General features: G+C 63.1%; 15 protein-coding genes. 7 read left to right on the top strand and 8 right to left on the bottom strand.

Translation table 11 applies throughout. The features are described from left to right. Nucleotides 1-223 precede the first annotated feature (223 nt). Complete coding sequence (gene gmd / locus D1012_RS02715) at nt 224-1,345, top strand: GDP-mannose 4,6-dehydratase (protein ID WP_118149767.1); 1,122 nt, start codon at nt 224-226, stop codon at nt 1,343-1,345. 65 nt (nt 1,346-1,410) lie between these two features. Here gmd and D1012_RS02710 read toward each other — a convergent pair whose 3' ends face one another. The 3 genes from D1012_RS02710 to D1012_RS02700 form a co-directional block, all read right to left on the bottom strand. Beyond that, the gene (locus tag D1012_RS02710; protein ID WP_118149766.1) at nt 1,411-2,340 is read right to left on the bottom strand and encodes a sulfotransferase; all 930 of its coding nucleotides are present in this window, start codon (nt 2,338-2,340) and stop codon (nt 1,411-1,413) included. Then, complete coding sequence (locus D1012_RS02705; protein WP_147335613.1) at nt 2,337-5,174, bottom strand: hypothetical protein; 2,838 nt, start codon at nt 5,172-5,174, stop codon at nt 2,337-2,339. Before D1012_RS02705 ends, D1012_RS02710 begins: the two co-directional genes overlap by 4 nt. Before the next feature lie 189 nt (nt 5,175-5,363). Then, a complete protein-coding gene (locus D1012_RS02700; RefSeq protein ID WP_233516992.1) occupies nt 5,364-6,083 on the bottom strand; it encodes a GntR family transcriptional regulator in 720 nt (239 codons plus the stop codon). 168 nt (nt 6,084-6,251) lie between these two features. On the opposite strand from D1012_RS02700, the gene dctP reads away from it, so the two are divergent. From dctP to D1012_RS02670, 6 genes are all read left to right on the top strand, one after another. Further along, nucleotides 6,252-7,268: a TRAP transporter substrate-binding protein DctP gene (gene dctP, locus D1012_RS02695; protein WP_118149764.1), complete on the top strand. Its 1,017-nt coding sequence runs from the start codon at nt 6,252-6,254 to the stop codon at nt 7,266-7,268. Between the two features lie 88 nt (nt 7,269-7,356). Then, on the top strand, nt 7,357-7,920 hold the full coding sequence (locus tag D1012_RS02690) for a TRAP transporter small permease (protein ID WP_118149763.1): 564 nt from the start codon (nt 7,357-7,359) through the stop codon (nt 7,918-7,920). Continuing rightward, a complete protein-coding gene (locus tag D1012_RS02685; protein ID WP_118149762.1) occupies nt 7,917-9,212 on the top strand; it encodes a TRAP transporter large permease in 1,296 nt (431 codons plus the stop codon). The genes D1012_RS02690 and D1012_RS02685 overlap by 4 nt, the downstream gene beginning before the upstream one ends. Before the next feature lie 30 nt (nt 9,213-9,242). Then, the gene (locus D1012_RS02680) at nt 9,243-10,175 is read left to right on the top strand and encodes a dihydrodipicolinate synthase family protein (RefSeq protein ID WP_118149761.1); all 933 of its coding nucleotides are present in this window, start codon (nt 9,243-9,245) and stop codon (nt 10,173-10,175) included. 105 nt (nt 10,176-10,280) lie between these two features. Next, complete coding sequence (locus tag D1012_RS02675; RefSeq protein ID WP_118149760.1) at nt 10,281-11,492, top strand: multidrug effflux MFS transporter; 1,212 nt, start codon at nt 10,281-10,283, stop codon at nt 11,490-11,492. A 57-nt stretch (nt 11,493-11,549) separates the two neighbouring features. Beyond that, nucleotides 11,550-12,947 carry a helix-turn-helix domain-containing protein gene (locus tag D1012_RS02670; protein ID WP_118150042.1) on the top strand — a complete coding sequence of 466 codons (1,398 nt, stop codon included), beginning with the start codon at nt 11,550-11,552 and terminating at the stop codon, nt 12,945-12,947. Between the two features lie 157 nt (nt 12,948-13,104). Here D1012_RS02670 and D1012_RS02665 read toward each other — a convergent pair whose 3' ends face one another. The 5 genes from D1012_RS02665 to betI form a co-directional block, all read right to left on the bottom strand. Next, on the bottom strand, nt 13,105-13,359 hold the full coding sequence (locus D1012_RS02665; RefSeq protein ID WP_118149759.1) for an HP1242/YdcH family protein: 255 nt from the start codon (nt 13,357-13,359) through the stop codon (nt 13,105-13,107). A gap of 73 nt (nt 13,360-13,432) precedes the next feature. Continuing rightward, entirely contained in the window at nt 13,433-14,092 is a 660-nt protein-coding gene (locus D1012_RS02660; RefSeq protein WP_118149758.1) for a thermonuclease family protein, read from the bottom strand. Nucleotides 14,093-14,178: 86 nt separating this feature from the next. Beyond that, nucleotides 14,179-15,828, bottom strand: coding sequence for a choline dehydrogenase (gene betA, locus D1012_RS02655; RefSeq protein ID WP_118149757.1), 1,650 nt, complete (start codon nt 15,826-15,828; stop codon nt 14,179-14,181). A 16-nt stretch (nt 15,829-15,844) separates the two neighbouring features. Next, nucleotides 15,845-17,299, bottom strand: coding sequence for a betaine-aldehyde dehydrogenase (gene betB / locus D1012_RS02650; protein ID WP_118149756.1), 1,455 nt, complete (start codon nt 17,297-17,299; stop codon nt 15,845-15,847). Further along, nucleotides 17,296-17,880, bottom strand: a complete 585-nt coding sequence (gene betI, locus D1012_RS02645; RefSeq protein ID WP_118149755.1) for a transcriptional regulator BetI — start codon at nt 17,878-17,880, stop codon at nt 17,296-17,298. The genes betB and betI overlap by 4 nt, the downstream gene beginning before the upstream one ends. Nucleotides 17,881-17,941 lie beyond the last annotated feature (61 nt).

Here is a 17,941-nt window from a genome sequence, read left to right as displayed (position 1 = left end):
GGGAAAATCTCTTAATCGCCGCACGATGTACCAATCGCCAGAGATTCCCGCAATGGATACCTGTGCCGCAGGTGGCAGGCGGCAGCAACAGTTGCCGAAGACGCGGGCAGTTGCTATGGCTGCGATGGCACATTGTGCTTCTTGTGCGGGGCCCTCTTGAGGGGTGACCTGTGCACAGCAGAACGGCGTGTTTGACGACGAATTGACCCATGCAGGATTTGACATGACAAAAAAGGCCTTGATCACCGGCGTAACCGGCCAGGACGGATCCTATCTCGCTGAATTTCTTTTGGAAAAGGGATATGAGGTACACGGCATCAAGCGTCGCGCCTCGCTGTTCAACACCCAGCGGGTGGACCACATCTATCAGGATCCGCACATCGACAATGCCCGGTTCCGGCTGCATTATGGCGACCTGACCGACAGTTCGAACCTGACCCGGATTCTGCAGGAAGTGCAGCCCGACGAGGTGTACAATCTGGGCGCCCAGAGCCATGTCGCGGTCAGCTTCGAGGCCCCCGAGTATACTGCAGATGTTGACGGAATGGGCACTCTGCGTCTTTTGGAGGCAATCCGCTTTCTCGGGCTGGAAAAAAAGACCCGGTTCTATCAGGCCTCCACCTCAGAGCTTTACGGTCTGGTGCAGGAAATCCCGCAGCGCGAGACCACGCCGTTCCACCCCCGCTCGCCCTATGCGGTGGCCAAGATGTACGCCTACTGGATCACGGTGAACTACCGCGAAGCCTATGGCATGTATGCCTGCAACGGCATCCTGTTCAACCACGAGAGCCCGCGCCGGGGCGAGACCTTTGTGACCCGCAAGATCACGCGCGGTCTGTCCAACATCGCACAAGGGCTGGAAAACTGCCTGTTCATGGGCAATATCGACGCCTTGCGCGACTGGGGCCATGCCAAGGATTATGTCCGGATGCAGTGGATGATGCTGCAGCAGGAGGCCGCCGACGATTTCGTCATCGCGACCGGCGTGCAATATTCAGTGCGCGAGTTCATCACCTGGACAGCGGCGGAATTGGGCATCTCGCTGGAATTCACCGGGACGGGAGTGGAGGAAGTCGCCACCGTGACGCAGGTGACCGGCGACAAGGCTCCTGCAGTGAAGCCCGGCGACGTGCTGATGCGGATCGACCCACGCTATTTCCGCCCCGCCGAAGTGGAAACCCTGCTGGGCGACCCGACCAAGGCCAAGACCAAACTCGGCTGGGTGCCGGAAATCACCGCGCAGGAGATGTGCGCCGAGATGGTGGCACATGACCTGAAATCCGCCCAACGCCACGCATTGCTTCGCACCCATGGCTACGACGTGCCGGTCAGCCTGGAGGGCTGATCTATTGCGCGCGGTCCGGCATGGTGCCGATTGGGCTATGACCCATCGGCACCATGCCGGGTCACCTACCCCTCATACCCCAGCCTTGCGCAGAGTTTCGCATAGGTTTCACTGCGCTGGCGCTCTTCCTCCAGCTGTGCCGGGATTGGTTGGCGCGGGCGGGAGCCAATGCGACCGCTGCTCCGGCCACTGTCGCCCGACAGGGTGAAGGCCTGAAACAGCTCGGCAAAACCGTCGGAATAGGTCAGATCAAGCGTGTCGCATGCCCGTCGCAGATGTGCGTGAGGGTCTTGTACAAAGTCCTCGTAGCGCAGCATGTCAAACGCCGCATGACGGTCGAGGAACAGGTGATAGCGCCGCGCATATTCATCAAGCGTGGCAGGTTTGAAATGCTTGTCCCATCCCAGCTTTATCATCGACAGATAGGAATCAATCGGATGTCGCACCGTCACCAGTGAGCGCAGCGGCATGTGGTCTTGCAGCACCTCGCGCAGCGTGGGGCGGTCTGGCTGGTAGCTGCGATGGTTGAACGCGCTGTGAGAATGATCGCGCAGCACCAGATCAAGCCCCAGTGTCCGGCAATCCTGACGCACCACCTCGACACCGGCGCGAAAGATTTTCATCTCCACCTCGCGGGTTACCGGGCGAGAGCCCTTGCGCGAAAGCCGGATCATATCTGTCGGAGCAAACTTTATCCCGTCGCCCAACTGGCTGAGAGGGTCCACTTCGCTGAGCAGCCGCACGTTGGGCAGGGCAGCCAGACAACGGCTGATCAGTGTGCCACCCGTGCAAGCCAGGTGGTGCACCAACCGCACCGGTGGCGGGCCACGTCTTGCGGTGTCTTCGGTCATCTGACGGCACCGCTCCAGCAGGCTGGGCAGCGCCTGTGCCGGAAGATCCCGCTTTGGCCGGTCGGCCATGCGCGCGTTGAGCAGCGTCAGCGTCGTGCGGATTGTATCGTGCAGATCCTGTCTGCGGGGGTCCGGCCTGCTCATTTGCTGCGCTTCTTTGCCTTGTGCCCGGATTCGCGGGTCGAAGCCTTGCCGACCGTGGCCTTGCTGGCCGCGGACTTGCTGACAGAGGCCTGCGCAATCGGCATCAGGCTGGCCGGCGCATCGCGTTCCAGTTCCTGAAGGTAATAAGAGGCCTCGGTCAGCCGGACCGTCAGATCCTGCAACAACTGATCCTGCTCCTCTTTGTCCGATTGCAACCGCGCATAACGCGACCGCAGATCCGCCAGATCAGCGTCACGCAGCGCCAGCATCCGCAGCGAAAGCGTGGTTTCCTGCTGATGCCCCGCCTTCATCTCCGCGGCCTGCTCGGCCAGTGACGCTTTCAGTTTTTCCAACTGTTGTGAGTGGGTCTCGGCGGGAATGCTTGCCGCCAGTTCGGCCTCCAGCGTGGTGATCCGCTCGGCCTGCTGCGTTGCGTCTTCGCTGTGCTTTGTCAGCGCATCATCGCGCGATACAAGATCTGCCTCCAGCCTGCTGATCCGTTCTGCCTGCTCTTCCGCCGCACTTTCGCCCCCGGCCAGAGCTGCCTGTTGTTCCGCCAGATCAGCCTCCAGCGTGGCGATCCGCTTGGCTTGGGTCTCTGCCGCCGCTGCCATCTGCGTCCGCAAGTTGCTCAGATTTGCGTCCCGATCTGCAATGGATTTTTTCAGCGCTTCCACATGCTCATTATGGCGGGCCCGAGGCAGGCTTGCGTCCAGTTCGGTTTTCAGCGCGGCGATCCGTGCGGCCTGCTGCTCTGCCGTGGTCGCAGCATTGGCCAAAGCCTCGTCGCGCCCGGCCAGATCAGCCTCCAGCGTGGCGATCTGCGCCTCCCGCTCTTCGGCCGCACTTTCGCTCTTGGCCAGAGCTGCCTGTTTTTCGGCCAGATCAGCCTCCAGCCGGACGATCTGCACCTCCAGCTCTTCGGCCGCACTTTCGCTCTTGGCCAGAGCTGCCTGCTGCCCCGCCAGATCAGCCTCCAGTGTGGCGATCTGCACTTCCAGTTCTTCGGCCGCACTTTCGCCCTTGGCCAGCGCTGCCTGCTGCCCCGCCAGATCAGCCTCAAGCGTGGCGATGCGCCTGGCTTGGGTCTCGGCTGCCGCTGCCATTTCGGACCGCAGACTGTTCAGGCTTGCGTCACGCTCTGCAATTGCCTTCTTCAACGCCTCCACATGCTCATTATGGCGGGCCCGAGGCAGGCTTGCCTCCAGTTCCGTCTTCAGCGCGGCGATCCGTGCGGCCTGCTGTTCGGCCGCTTCCGTGCCCGCTGCCAGGGCTGTGTCACGCGCCGCGAGATCGGCCTCCAGCGTCGCAATCCGACCGGCCTGTTGATCGGCGGATGTGGCCCCGGCAGCAAGCGCTGCTTCGCGCTCGGCCAGATCAGCCTGCAGCGTCGCAATACGAGCTGCCTGTTGGTCTGCCGCCGCCGCCATGTCATCGCGCAGGCTTTCCAGTTCAGCCGCCAGCGATGTGGCCCGCGCAGTCTCTTGCTCGGCGGCATGCGCGCCTGCAGCAAGCGCTGCTTCGCGCTCGGCCAGATCAGCCTCCAGCGTCGCAATACGAGCTGCCTGTTGGTCTGCCGCCGCCGCCATGTCATCGCGCAGGCTTTCCAGTTCAGCCGCCAGCGATGTGGCCCGCGCAGTCTCTTGCTCGGCGGCATGCGCCCCCGAGACCAGTGCCGCCTCACGCAACGAAAGCTCCGCTTCCAGTTCCGCGATGCGGGCAGTTTGCCGGGCAGAAACCGCTGTCGTTTCAGCCCGCAGGCTGTCAAGTTCGGCCTGAAGCGCGATGGCGCGGGTGGCGAGTTGCTCTGTCGCATCTGCCGCAGAGGTCAGTGCCACGTCACGCGCGGCCAGATCGGTCTCAAGCGCGGCAATGCGGGCGGATTGCTGGGCAGCCGCAGCTGCCATAGTGGTGCGCATCCCTTCCAGTTCGGCACCGAGTTCCTTGATGCGGTTTCCGCGCCATTCGACCTTGGCGTCGATTTCCTTTCGGCTTGCCACATGCTCGGCAACCTGCGTCTCCAGCTTTCTGCTGTAGTCACCCTGAGCCTGTGCGCTTGCCGTCATCTCGGCCAGGGCGGTCTGCATCTGCTCCAGCAGGTTGTTCTTCAGCGCTACCTCGACTCCAAGTTCGCCAAGTTGCCGCTGCAAAGCCGCGGCCTGACCTTCGGCGGCCTGCAACCGCGCCTGCGTTTCCTTTTGCGCAAAGGCTGCACGGTCAAAGGTAAACAGGCTGGTCACGAAATCAGGGTCATCGGTGGTCAGTGGCACCTGGGCGTAGCCTTGCGCAATCAGGTCACGGCTCAGCTCAGCGGCCCCCGGCGCCCCCTGATACAGCGCATCGGTTCCGCAATGCAGAATGATCCGCGAAAAGCGCCGCAAGCCGTCAAGGTCAGCCAGCCCTTTCAGCACGATGCCCTCGGCCCCCGGCGCTTCGATCACCAACAGATCGTCGTCCGCAGACGGTGGCGGCAGCTGTGCCAGCAGATCGTTCATGGTCACGGCGGCAACCATCGGTCGCGCACTTACCCGCAGACCGGGAAACAGCTTCAGGATGTCTCCCGGTTCGCGAATGCTGGAAAGCTCGGCGAAATTGAAGATGTTCAGCGGCACCGTCCCGCTGTTTTCCGCAACAGCGGCGGCAAGGACGGTCAGCCGCGGCTCGGATCCTGCACGGCGGGTCAGGTTTTCGGCCAGTTGTGAATTCGGCTCCACAAGGTAAATCTGCTTGGCACGGGTTGCCAGCCAGCTGTCAAGCTGAGCGCCTTGGCCAGCACCGATATGCAGGATGATCCCATTGATCTCTGCACTATTCAGACTCTGTGCCAAGTCCATCATCACATCATTCATCACTGAACCACATTCAAATCAGTCTCCATTCGCACCAGCTTACGATGGTGCAGAGCGCGTTGAAAAGGCAAATGCGGGCCATATCGCGTCACCTGCGCAAAAGAGCCACATTATCCTGACCGGCAGCCATGATCCGCGTCGACACAGGGAGCAAAACCGGCTGCCGCTGACCCGTCAGGCCGGAATGGTGCCGCCAAGTGCAAGGGTCAAAGATTGGTTGATATGTCGTGACAGCGCCTGCGCTGTGGCATCGCATTGGCCCTGCAAAAGAGGCGTCAGAAAATCAAGGTGCTCCGAGATAACCCGCGTGGCGTTCTGCCGGGTGACACGGACCCGCGATTGCGCGGCCATGCGGATCTTTATCGCCGTCACACGGTACACATTGGAAATCAGCTTGTTTTCCATCGCCTCAACCATATGACTGTGCATCTGCCAGTCAAAAAGCTGGAAGTCGCGCAAAAATCCGCTCAGGCTGTCAACCTCATCCTGCCCCAACCTTGCACGGGCGTCCAGATGCCAGTCGATCCAGCCCTGAACCACCGATTTTTCCAGCCGGCCGCATAAATCCGGCACGGCGCCAAGCTCGATCAGACGACGCATCTGATAGGCCTCGCGCACAAAAGCCACATCAAGGCTGGGCACCATCAGCCCGCGCTGCGGCACCGTCTGCAACAGACCCTCGGCCTCGAAACGCGGAATCGCTTCACGGACCGAACCCAGCGTCACGCCGGTCATTTCCACCAACTCGCGTTGCGAGATGATCTGGCCGGGCCGCAGCCTGCCCCAGTTCAGCAGATCTTCGATCCGCTCATAGGCGATCTGGCGCAGCGACGTTTCCCCGCCCGCCGCATTCCGTGTCGAGGTTGGCTTTTGCGTCATTGTCGGTTCTGGCATTCTGATGTCCGATACCCGTTGCTAACATCAGACTAACATGTTAGTCGAAGGATAGTAAGCGCAAACCTGTCAGAGACCGCAACCCCACGCATGGCCGCACCAAGAATGGCCAGGAACCGCAGCTGACAGACCCGCGCTCGCACACTGACTCTGGGAGGAGATAAACAGATGACAAAACTGATGACGCGCCGGGTCTTTCTGGCGACGACCGGCGCATTGGCGCTGTTTGCGGCCAGCTTTGCGCCGCAAGACCTGATGGCACAGGACAAGCCGGTGATCCGCATGTCCACCCCGGCCTCTGACACCGATCAGCGCTCGGTGGCGCTGGCCACGGTCTTTGGCCCCGCCATTGCCGAATTTGCCAGCTATCAGCCGCATTACAACAGCTCGCTGATTGCCCAAGGATCGGAACTGGAGGCGATTGCCTCGGGCGATCTGGAAATGTCGATCACCTCGGCACAAGAGCTTGCAAACTTCTTCCCCGAATTCTCGATCTTTGCCACCGGCTATATCCACCAAAGCGCTGCGCATCAGGTCAAGGTGTTTGGCGACCCGCTGATGGACCCGTTCAAGCAAAAGGTCGAGGATGAGCTGGGCGTCAAGCTGCTGGCCGTGATGTATCTGGGCAAGCGCCACGTGAACCTGCGCTTTCCGCGTTCGGAACGCGACGTGATGACCCCGGCCGATCTGGCCGGCGTCAACCTGCGGATGCCGGGCAGCGACGCATGGATGTTCCTGGGCAAGGCGATCGGGGCCAACCCGACACCCGTTGCGTTCACCGAGATCTACACCGCCCTGCAGACCGGCGCGGTTGACGGGCAGGACAACCCGCTGCCGACCGTGGTGGATGCCAAGTTCTACGAGGTGACGAAACAGGTCAGCCTGACCGCCCACCTTGTTGACCTGAACTACATCGCCCTTTCAAAATCAGTCTGGGATGGGCTGACAGCCGAACAGCAGGCCGCTGTGCAGAAAGCCGCCGATGATACGGCAGAAACGGCACGTCAGGGCCAGTTGGCGAAAGAGGAAGAGCTTGTCGCCTTTCTGACGGAACAAGGACTTGACGTGTACGAACCCGATCTGGCCGCATTCCGCAGCCATGTTCAGGCGCAATACGTCGGCTCCGAGTTTGCCAAAGCCTGGCCCGAAGGCGTTCTGGACCAGATCAACGCTCTGGGCGACTGATCCGCTCTGACATCCGGGCCGGGGGCGATCCCCGGCCCGTTTTTCCCACATCACCGCGCCCTTGGTGCGGCTTGCCGGAGGTGTAGGCGTGTCCCGCATCCAGTCCCTGTTCCGCACCCTGACCGAAGCGGTCGCGGCAGCCCTGATGGCGGCCATGTTCGGCACATTCATCCTTCAGGTTCTGATCCGCTATACCGCGCGGATCGAATGGGTCGCGGTCAACCTGCCGTGGTTGCAACCGATCAACTTCAGCTGGACATTGGAATTCTGTCTGGCGATCTGGGTCTGGCTGATCTTCTGGGGCAACGCCTTTGTTGTGCGCAATCAGGATCATGTGACCTTTGACATCCTGTATCTGGCCGTCCCGCCCCGCGTGCGCCGTGGCTTTGCGATTGTGACCGGGCTGGCGATTGCCATCGGGCTTCTGGCCTCGATCTCGCCGACCTGGGACCGCTTTATGGTGCTGCGGCTGAAAAAGACCGCAACGCTGGGCGATCTGTTCGGCGACTGGATCAGGATGCGGGACATCTATATGATCTACATCGTCTTTCTGTTCGCCGTCGCTGCCCGCTATCTGTGGATGGTCTGGCATGCCTTTCGCTACGGGGTCGAAGAGCCCGTGTTGCCAACCGAGAAGCGGCCAAACCCATGAGCTTTGAATTTCTTTTGTGCCTCGTCAGCCTGCTGGGTCTTGCCGCCATCGGCACACCCATCGCCTACGCGATCATGATCGCCTCGCTGATCTATCTGGCGGCGGCAGGGCAAAGCATCGGGGTCAGCGGCAAGATCCTGATGGATGGCATGTATCAGGGCTTTATCCTGCTGGCGGTGCCGCTGTTCATTGTGGCGGCCAACATTATGAACGCAGGCACGGTTTCGGACCGGCTGCTGCAATTCTGCATCGCGATGGTCGGGCGGTTCCGGGGGGGCCTGGGCCATGTCAACGTGCTGGCCTCCCTGGTGTTTTCGGGCATGTCCGGCTCGGCTGTGGCCGATGCCGCCGGGATCGGCAAGCTGATCATCGAAATGATGGTGAAATCGGGCCACTATACCCGAGGCTACGCGGCGGCGATCACCGCCGCCTCGGCCACGATCGGGCCGATCATTCCGCCGTCGATTCCGATGGTGCTCTATGCGCTGGTCTCCAACACCTCGATCGGCTTCCTGTTTCTGGCAGGCATTGTGCCGGGCCTGCTGATGGGCGCGGTGCTGATGCTGATGAACGCGCTGATCTCGCACAAACGCGGCTTTGCCAAGGATGCGCCGGTGCCGCTGCGCGACCTGCCGCGTGTGACCCTGAACGCGGGGCCTGCCCTGCTCATGCCGGCGATCCTGCTTTATGGCATCTACGGCGGCGTCACCACGCCGACCGAAGCGGCAGCGGTCGCGGCGTTTTATGCGCTGATGCTGGCGGCGGTGTTCTACCGCTCGCTGTCCCTGCGCAGCTTTTACGACATTCTGGTGACTTCGGCGCGGTCTTCGGCGGCGGTGGGTCTGGTGATCGGCGGCGCGCTGATCCTGAATTATGTGGTTGCGTCCGAGAACATTCCGGGCGTCGTGGCCTCGGCTCTGGTCGGCCTCGACATTCATCCGCTGGTGTTCCTGTTGTGCATCAATCTGCTGCTTTTGCTGCTGGGCTGTTTTCTGGACGCCACCACCATCATTCTGGTCATCATCCCGCTGTTCATCCCCAGCTGCCGCGAACTCGGGATTGATCTGGTGCATTTCGGGGTCGTTGCCGTCATCAACTGCATGATCGGGCTGATCACCCCGCCCTATGGCATCCTGCTGTTCGTCATCAACGCCGTCACCCGCATTCCGCTGGCCGAAATCATCAACGAGATCTGGCTGTTCCTTGGCGTGCTGGTGGCCGCACTTCTGGCGCTGATCCTGTTTCCCGACATCACCCTGATGCTGCCCCGCGCCTTTGGCTACGACGGCTGACACATCTTAACGCTTCAAGGACCAATCCCCATGCCGCATGCCATGCAAGGTATCTTTCCGGTCGTGATCACGCCGTTTCATGCCGACAACACCATCGACTGGGACGGGTACGCCCGCCTGATCGAATGGTACATCGACAATGGCTCGCACGGGTTGTTCGCGGTGTGCCAGTCGTCCGAAATGCTGTTCCTGTCGTTGGAGGAACGGGTCGCTCTGGCGCGGTTCACCGTCAAACAGGTCGCAGGCCGGGTGCCGGTGGTGGCCTCTGGCCATATCTCGGACAGCATGGCGGATCAAAAGACCGAGCTGCGCGCGGTGGCAGACACCGGGGTGGATGCGGTGGTGCTGGTCACCAACCGGCTGGCGGCGGCAGACGAGAACAGCACCCAGTTCCGCGCCCGGATGGATGATCTGCTCAGCGCGCTGCCGTCTGATCTGTCGCTGGGGCTGTACGAATGCCCTGCCCCCTATCGGCGGCTGCTCACCGATGACGAGGTCAGCTGGTGCGCGCACAGCGGCCGCTTTGCCTTTCTCAAGGATGTCACCTGCGATCTGGAGCACGTCAAGCGCCGCCTGACGCTGGTAGAGGGCACGCCGCTGGCGATCAACAACGCCAATGCCGCGATTGCCTGGCCTGCGATACAGGCTGGCGGGCACGGATTTTCGGGCGTGATGAACAACTTCCACCCCGATCTTTACCGCTGGCTGATGGACCATGGCCGCGCGCACCCGGAGCTTGCGGCAGAGCTGGACACCTTCATGGTGCTTGCCGCGATGTCCGAGGGCATGGGCTATCCCAAGCTCGCCAAGCACTACCACCGCCGGATCGGCACCTTTGACAGCGTTCACAGCCGGACCATCCCCTATGACATCACCGAAAAACACTGGGCGGTCGAGGTGGTGCTGGATCACATCGTCAACGGCGCCGAACGCTTCCGCGACCGGATCCGTGCGTTGAGCTGAGCGGGGCGACCGGAGGAACACCCCCTCGGCGAAACAGCACCGGCGCACAGATGCCCCTGCGCGAACGGCGTGGACAGTGGATGCGCACCGGCATAGCAAGGCGGGATGGCTGACAGCATCTATCTTGATCGACGGACCCCGCCGCATATTGCGACGCTGATCCTGCTTGCCGGGCTTTCGGCCCTGTCCATGAACATCTTCCTGCCCTCGCTGCCCGGAATGGCGGCATGGTTCGGGGTGCCCTATAGCGTGATGCAGATGTCGGTCGCGCTGTATCTGGCGCTGTCGGCTGTGTTGCAGATCGCCATCGGGCCAATTTCCGACCGCTATGGCCGGCGCAAGGTGCTGCTGGGGTCGCTGGTGCTGTTCCTGATTGCCACCCTGGGCACGCTGCTGGCTCCGAATGCGACGCTGTTTCTGATCTTCCGCATGGCACAGGCGGTGATCGCGGCGGGCATGGTCCTGTCCCGCGCCGTGGTGCGCGACATGGTTCCCGATGCGCAGGCCGCCAGCATGATCGGCTATGTCACCATGGGCATGAGCATTGTGCCGATGATCGGCCCGGTGCTCGGTGGCGTGCTGGAAGAGCTGATCGGCTGGCAGGCCAACTTTGGTCTGCTGCTGGTGCTGGGCCTGTTCACTCTGTGGCTGACCTGGGCCGATCTGGGCGAAACCGCAACGCTGCGCCCGGTGTCACTGGCCGCACAGATGCGGCAATATCCGCAGCTGCTGCGTTCGCAGCGGTTCTGGGGCTATGCGCTTTGTGCGGGCTTTGCCTCGGGCTCGTTCTTTGCCTATCTGGGTGGCGCGCCCTATGTCGGGACCGAAGTGTTCAACCTCTCGGCCTCGGGCGTGGGGGCGCTGTTTGCACTGACCGCCGTGGGCTATGCGGTGGGTAATTTTGTTGCCGGTCGGTTCTCGGTGCGGATCGGGATGAACCGGATGGTCTATATCGGCGCGCTGGTCACGCTGGGCGGGCTGGCCACGCTGGCGGCGGTGACGCTGGCGGGCGTGCATTCTCCCTTCGTGTTCTTTGGCTTCACCACCTTTGTCGGCTTTGGCAATGGCATGACCCTGCCCAATGCCAATGCCGGGCTGTTGTCGATCAAGCCGGAACTGGCGGGCACCGCCTCGGGTCTGGGCGGGGCGATCATGATCGGCGGCGGGGCAGCGCTGGCGGCACTCGCCGGGGTGCTGCTGGGGCCGGGTGCAACCGAAACGCCGCTGGTTCTGCTGATGCTGGCCTCGGCCTGTGGCTCTCTGCTGTCGATCCTCTGGGTGATGCGGCGAGCCCGGGCGCTGGGCCTGTCGGTCTGACCGCTTGACGGCGGCTTTGCAAAGGCGAAGATGGCTTTGCAAAACCGGGGGGACGGCATGGCCACTCAAAAGCTCTACGCGGGCGCCAAGCTGCGCGAGATGCGCGGGCGTCTGGGGCTGACGCAAAAGCTGTTTGCCGACAAATTGTCGGTATCTTTGCCATACCTGAACCAGATGGAAAACAACCACAGGCCAGTCTCGGCCGGCGTGGTGCTGGCCTTGGCGCAAGAGTTCGGGCTGGATGTCACCGAACTGACCGTCGGCGAAAGTGAACGGCTGGTCAGCGACATGAAAGAGGCGCTCGCCGACCCGGTATTTGGCGCGGCCAACCCTCCGCTTGCCGATCTGCGTCTGGCCGCCTCCAACGCCCCGGCGCTGGCCCGCGCCTTTCTGGACCTGCACCGCGCCTACCGCCAGACCCATGAGCGCCTGGCCTCGCTGGATGAGGCACTGGGGCGTGAAGATGCTGCATTGCGGCCCTCTCCCTGGGAAGAAGTCCGCGATTTCTTTCACTATTGCGACAATTACCTTGATGCGGTAGACCGCGCCGCCGAGCACTTCGTCACCGGCCCGCAAGGTCGCCGCGATGTAATTCAGGTCGCGCGTGAGGCGCTGGAGCGGCGCGGGATCAGCCTGCATTTCAGCGACACCGGCGCGATGCGGCGTTATGATCCGGTGGCAAAGCGTCTGGATGTTTCGGCCCGGTCGTCAGAGCCGACCCAGCGCTTTCAGCTGCTGCATCAGGTCGCCCTGATCACCCAGAACGACCTGCTCGACGCCACCCTAGACCTCGCCCGCTTCCACACGCCGGAAGCGCGTGAGATCGCCAAAATCGGCCTCGCCAATTACTTCGCCGGGGCGGCGCTGCTGCCCTACCGCACCTTTCTCGATGCCGCGGGCAGCACGCGGCACGATCTGGAACGGCTGGCCGACCTGTTCGGCGCCAGCATCGAACAGGTGGCGCACCGGCTGTCGACTCTGCAAAGACCGGGCGCCAAGGGCATCCCGTTCTTTTTCGTGCGGGTCGATCAGGCCGGCACCATCACCAAGCGCCACTCCGCCACCCGGCTGCAGTTCGCGCGCTTTGGCGGGGCCTGCCCGTTGTGGAACGTACATCAGGCCTTTGAGACACCGGGCCGTTTCCTGCGCCAGCTGGCCGAAACCCCCGATGGGGTGCGCTATCTGTGCCTGTCGCGTGATGTGTCCAAACCCGGCGGCTCGTTCCACGCCCCCACCCGGCGCTATGCGATCGGGCTGGGCTGCGAGGTGCAGCACGCGGGCGCGCTGGTCTATTCCGACGGGCTGGACCTCAAGGGCCGGTTCGAGCCGATCGGTATTTCCTGCCGGATCTGCGAACGCCCCGATTGCCACCAGCGCTCGGTGCCGCCGCTGGAGCGTCGGCTGCGGGTCAACCCCGACCGCCGCGATGTGCTGCCCTATGAAATTCTTGGCTGATCAGAGCGGATCGCGCGTGGCTGGCCTGCGCGATCCGCGCGGGAGTATTTGGCGAGCAGCAATGCAAAGCGCATCTCCTGTGGCTTGCTGCTTTGAAAATACTCTGGGGGGAGCCGAAGGCGGGGGGCAACGCCCCCCTTTTTGCGAACGGACAGGATCAGCCGTGGCTGTCAGCGCCATGCGCAAGGTGATGGGCGATGTGGTCTTTCAGGTGTAGCCGCTGGCGGCGCAACGTGGCCTCGGCCTCTTCTGACAGGGCATCGATGCGGGTCTCGGCCCGGTGCACGGCGCGGTTGATTTCGGTGTAATGCGCCAGGAGGCTGGCAAAATGGGCATCGGCTATTTTCAGAGCGTGGATTTTTTCGGCCTGGCCGGGGAATTCCTCTGCCAGATCATGCGGGGTGTTGGACATCTGCGCCTCCTGCTGCTTGCGTCAACCACAAGAATAGCTCGGCGCAGGTCCAGTCACCTTGACACGGATCAAGTCAGCGCCGCGCCGGGCGGAAGCCTGCGGCCCTTGCATCTTCTTCACGGCAGAACCACGCCTCGCCCTTGCCAGGGTCGATGCGGGTCGCGGCATAATCGCGCTGGCCGGGGCGGTGGTAAATACCGCCGGACGCGCCGATATTGCCTTTGATGTCACAGCCCGCTGGCGCGGTCTGGGTTGCTGGGGCTGCACGGCGACGGTGCACTTCGGGGGTCGTCATGCGCCCGGCCCAGAGGCCATGGCCCGCCGCTTTGGCAACGGCCTCATCGCCGGTATAGCGGTCGGAATAGCGGGCATAGGCCTGCGCCGCCCCTGTCTGCACCTGCGCGCGCGACAGATCCACGCCCCCCGCCCTGCAGGTGGCAACCATGCGGCCATAGCGGTCGGTGTCTTCGCGCGTGCAGGTCACCGGGCCGTTGGCGATGGCGCGGGTCAACATGGTCGCCGACCATGCGCCGCAGTCCCAGCTTTGCCCGGCGCGGTCACAGCCTTGGCCGCGCTCTGGCGCGTCGATGCCGAACAGGCGCACCCGCTGGCCCTGCCACTCCAGCGTGTCGCCGTCTATGACCCGCACCGCCCCCTCACGGGTGAGGGCGACGGCGACGGGCGCGGCAAGCGACAGGGCAACCAGAACGAGAAGGGAACGAAAAGTTAACATGCCCCCGAAATCGGGGATTATGCCCGGGGGTGCAAGGCAAAAGTTAACGAAAGGTTAACGCCGGAACCCGCTGTTGCCAATCCGGGTCAGCGTTGCGCGACCTGCCACGCCGGGTTGATCCACGGGCCAAGGTTCATCGGGGCAAGCGGCGCACGGCCAAGGATATGGTCCGCCGCCTTTTCCCCCACCATGATCGAGGGCGCGTTCAGATTGCCATTGGTCACCTGCGGAAACACCGAACTGTCGGCCAGACGCAGACCCTCAACCCCGATCACCCGGCATTCGGGATCAACCACCGCCATCGGATCGCTGCGCCGCCCCATGCGGGCGGTGCCGCAGGGGTGGTAGGCCGATTCGACATGCTCGCGCAGAAAGGCGTCGATCTCGTCATCGCTGTTCACATCCGGCCCCGGCTGGATCTCGCCTTTGACAAAAGCGGCCATCGCGGGCTGGGCAAACACCTCCCGCGTCAGCCGGATGGCGGCGCGGAATTCGGCCCAGTCGTCGGGATGCGACATGTAGTTGAATCGGATCACCGGATTGTCCGCAGGGTCAGCCGAGCGCAGCGTGACAGAGCCGCGCGATTTCGACCGCATCGGCCCGACATGGGCCTGAAACCCATGCCCGCCCGCCGCGACCTTGCCATCATAGCGCACCGCAATCGGCAGGAAATGATACTGGATGTCTGGATAGTCGATCCCGGCGCGCGACCGGATAAAGGCGCAGGCCTCGAACTGGTTGGATGCCCCCAGCCCTTTGCCGGTGAACAGCCATTGCGCCCCGATCAGCGCCTTGCTCCAGATATTCCAGTGTTTGTACAAGGTGATCGGCTGCGAGGCGGCGAACTGGAAATAGATCTCCAGATGGTCCTGCAGGTTCGCCCCCACGCCGGGCCGGTCGGCGACCAGCGGGATGCCGTGGCGCGCAAGCTCTGCCGCAGGGCCTATGCCTGACAGCATCAGCAGCTTCGGGCTGTTGAGCGAGGAGGCGGCGATGATCACCTCACGCCCGGCCTGCACCACAAAGGCGGCACCGCCCTGATCCACCTCGACCCCGGTGGCGCGACCGTTTTCGATCACCACGCGGCGGGCATTCCCGCGCAACACGTGCACATTGCCGCCCGCCATCGCAGGTTTGAGATAGGCATTGGCAGCCGACCAGCGGCGACCCTTGTAAATGGTCGCCTCCATCGGGCCAAAGCCCTCTTGCTGATGGCCGTTGTAATCATCGGTCACCGGATAGCCCGCCTGCTCGCCCGCCGTGATAAAGGCGTTGAACAGCGGGTTGTCGCGCGGGCCACGGGTGATGTGCAATGGGCCGTCGGAGCCACGGTATTCCGGGCCCGATCCTCCGTGTGAATGCTCCATCCGCCTGAAATAGGGCAGCACATCGGCGTAGCCCCAGCCATCGGCACCCATCTCGGCCCAGGAGTCATAATCGCGGGCATGGCCGCGCACATAGACCATGCCGTTGATGCTGCTGGACCCGCCAATGACCTTGCCGCGCGGGGTTGCCAGCCGCCTGCCGCCCAGATGCGGCTCGGGTTCCGATTGCAGGCCCCAGTCATAGATCCCCATGTTCATCGGATAGGACAGCGCCGCCGGCATCTGGATGAACGGCCCGGCATCCGAGCCGCCCGCCTCGATCACGGTCACGCGTCGTCCGGCCTCGGCCAGACGATAGGCCATTGCGCAACCGGCAGACCCTGCCCCGATGATGATGTAATCCGCGTGCATGTCTTTGACTTTATTTTCAGAAAGAGGCGTCTACGGGGCCCATGCCGACATAGACCGATTTGATCTGCGTATAGTGCTCGACCGCTGCATGACCGTTTTCGCGACCCACACCCGAGGCTTTGCTGCCGCCGAACGGCGCTTCAACCGGGGTCAGGTTATAGGCGTTGATCCAGCAGGTTCCGGCCTGCAACTGGCCGATGACACGGTGGCCACGGGTCAGATCGGCGGTGAACACACCCGCAGCCAACCCGAATTCGGTGGCATTGGCGCGGGCAATCGCCTCGTCTTCAGTGTCGAAATCCAGCACTGCCATGACCGGGCCGAACACCTCTTCCCGCGCGAGGGTCATGTCGTCGGTGACATCGGCAAACACGGTGGGCTGCACGTAATAGCCGGTGTTCAGCGCCGCACGCGCCCCGCCGGTGATCAGGCGGCCACCTTCGGCTTTCGCGGTGTCGATATAGCCCATCACCTTGGTCAGTTGCGGGTCAGACACCAGCGGGCCCATTTGCGTCGCATCATCCCGCGGATCGCCCAGCACAATCGCCTCTGACCGGGTTTTCAAGCGGGCGAGAAAGGCATCTTTCAGCCCCTTCTGCACGAAAACGCGGGTGCCATTGCTGCACACCTGCCCGGCGGAGTAGAAATTCGCCATCATCGCCGCGCCCACCGCATCCTCCAGGCTGGCGTCGTCAAAGATGATCAGAGGCGATTTGCCGCCCAGCTCCATCGTGACATGACGCATACCATCCGCAGCAGCGGCATAGACCTTGCGCCCGGTCGGCACCGATCCGGTGAGCGAGACTTTGGCCACCCGAGGGTCAGTGACCAGCGCGCCACCCACGGCCCCCCTACCCTGCACCACATTGAACAGGCCAGCGGGAAGCCCGGCTTCGATATAGATCTCCGCCAGTTTCAGCGCACCCAAGGGGGTGACTTCCGACGGTTTGAAGACCATCGCATTGCCGAGGGCGAGCGCAGGCGCGGATTTCCAGCAGGCAATCTGGCTGGGGTAATTCCACGCGCCGATGCCGACACAGACGCCCAAAGGCTCGCGGATCGTATACACAAAATCGCGGCCCAGCGGGATGGTCTCACCCGTCACCGTGGGGGCAAGGCCCGCGAAATATTCCAGCGCATCGGCCCCCGATGGCCAGTCGGCCACGCGGGTTTCCTGAATCGGCTTGCCGGTATCGAGCGTCTCCAGCTGTGCCAGCGCTTCGCCCTGATCGCGGATCATGTCAGCAGCGCGGCGCAGGATGCGGGCACGGTCCACCGGGCGGGTGGCAGCCCAATCCGCTTGCGCGCGACTGGCGGAAGCCAAAGCCCGGTCGATCAGGGCCGGCGTTGCCTCGTGCAGACGGGCGATCACTTCGCCGGTGGCAGGATAAATCACCTCGATCACCGCCCCTGCGGTGTCCTCGGCATAAGCGCCGTCGATGAAATGGCTGGCGGTTGGTTGCGCTTTCATGCGTCATCCCCCGTTAGATGTGAATTCAGATAATTAAGCGCCATGCTGACCGCCGCCTCGCCATCAGGCGGGCCGGATTTCAGCACTTCGCGCAGATAAAGCCCGTCGATCAGCGCGCCCAGACCATCGGCCAGCGCAGGCGCTTTGGCCCCGGCCAGCGGGCGCAGACAGGACATCAGGTTCGACCGCAACCGCCGCTGGTAGATCGCCAGCAAGCGCCGCGCCTGCGGCACGGTCTGCGCCAGAACCCAGAAGTTGAGCCAGGCCCCCACCGCCTCACGGCGGAAGTTGCCTGGGCTGAAACTGGCGCGTAAAATCGCCTCCAGCCGGGCCTGCGGCCCTTGGGTGGCGGCCAGCGCACCGCGCACCTCGGCCCCGTACAGCGACAGGACATGGCGCATCGCGGCCAGAAACATCTCTTCCTTGGAGCCGAAGTAATGGTGCGCCAAGGCCGGCGACATGCCCGCCCGCCGCGCGATCTGGCTGACAGTCACGTCCAGAGACCCGGCCCGCCCGATCTCGGTGATCGTGGCTTTGACCAGCGCGTCCTTTCGGATAGGCTCCATCCCGAGTTTGGGCATTTCTGCTGTGACCTTGTGGAAATTTCTTGCCAAACCAAGTAAGCTTGAAGTTCATTGACTC

Source organism: Pseudotabrizicola alkalilacus, from assembly GCF_003443995.1.
GTDB classification, from domain to species: Bacteria; Pseudomonadota; Alphaproteobacteria; order Rhodobacterales; family Rhodobacteraceae; genus Pseudotabrizicola; species Pseudotabrizicola alkalilacus.
This window is presented reverse-complemented; position numbering and strand designations above follow the sequence as displayed.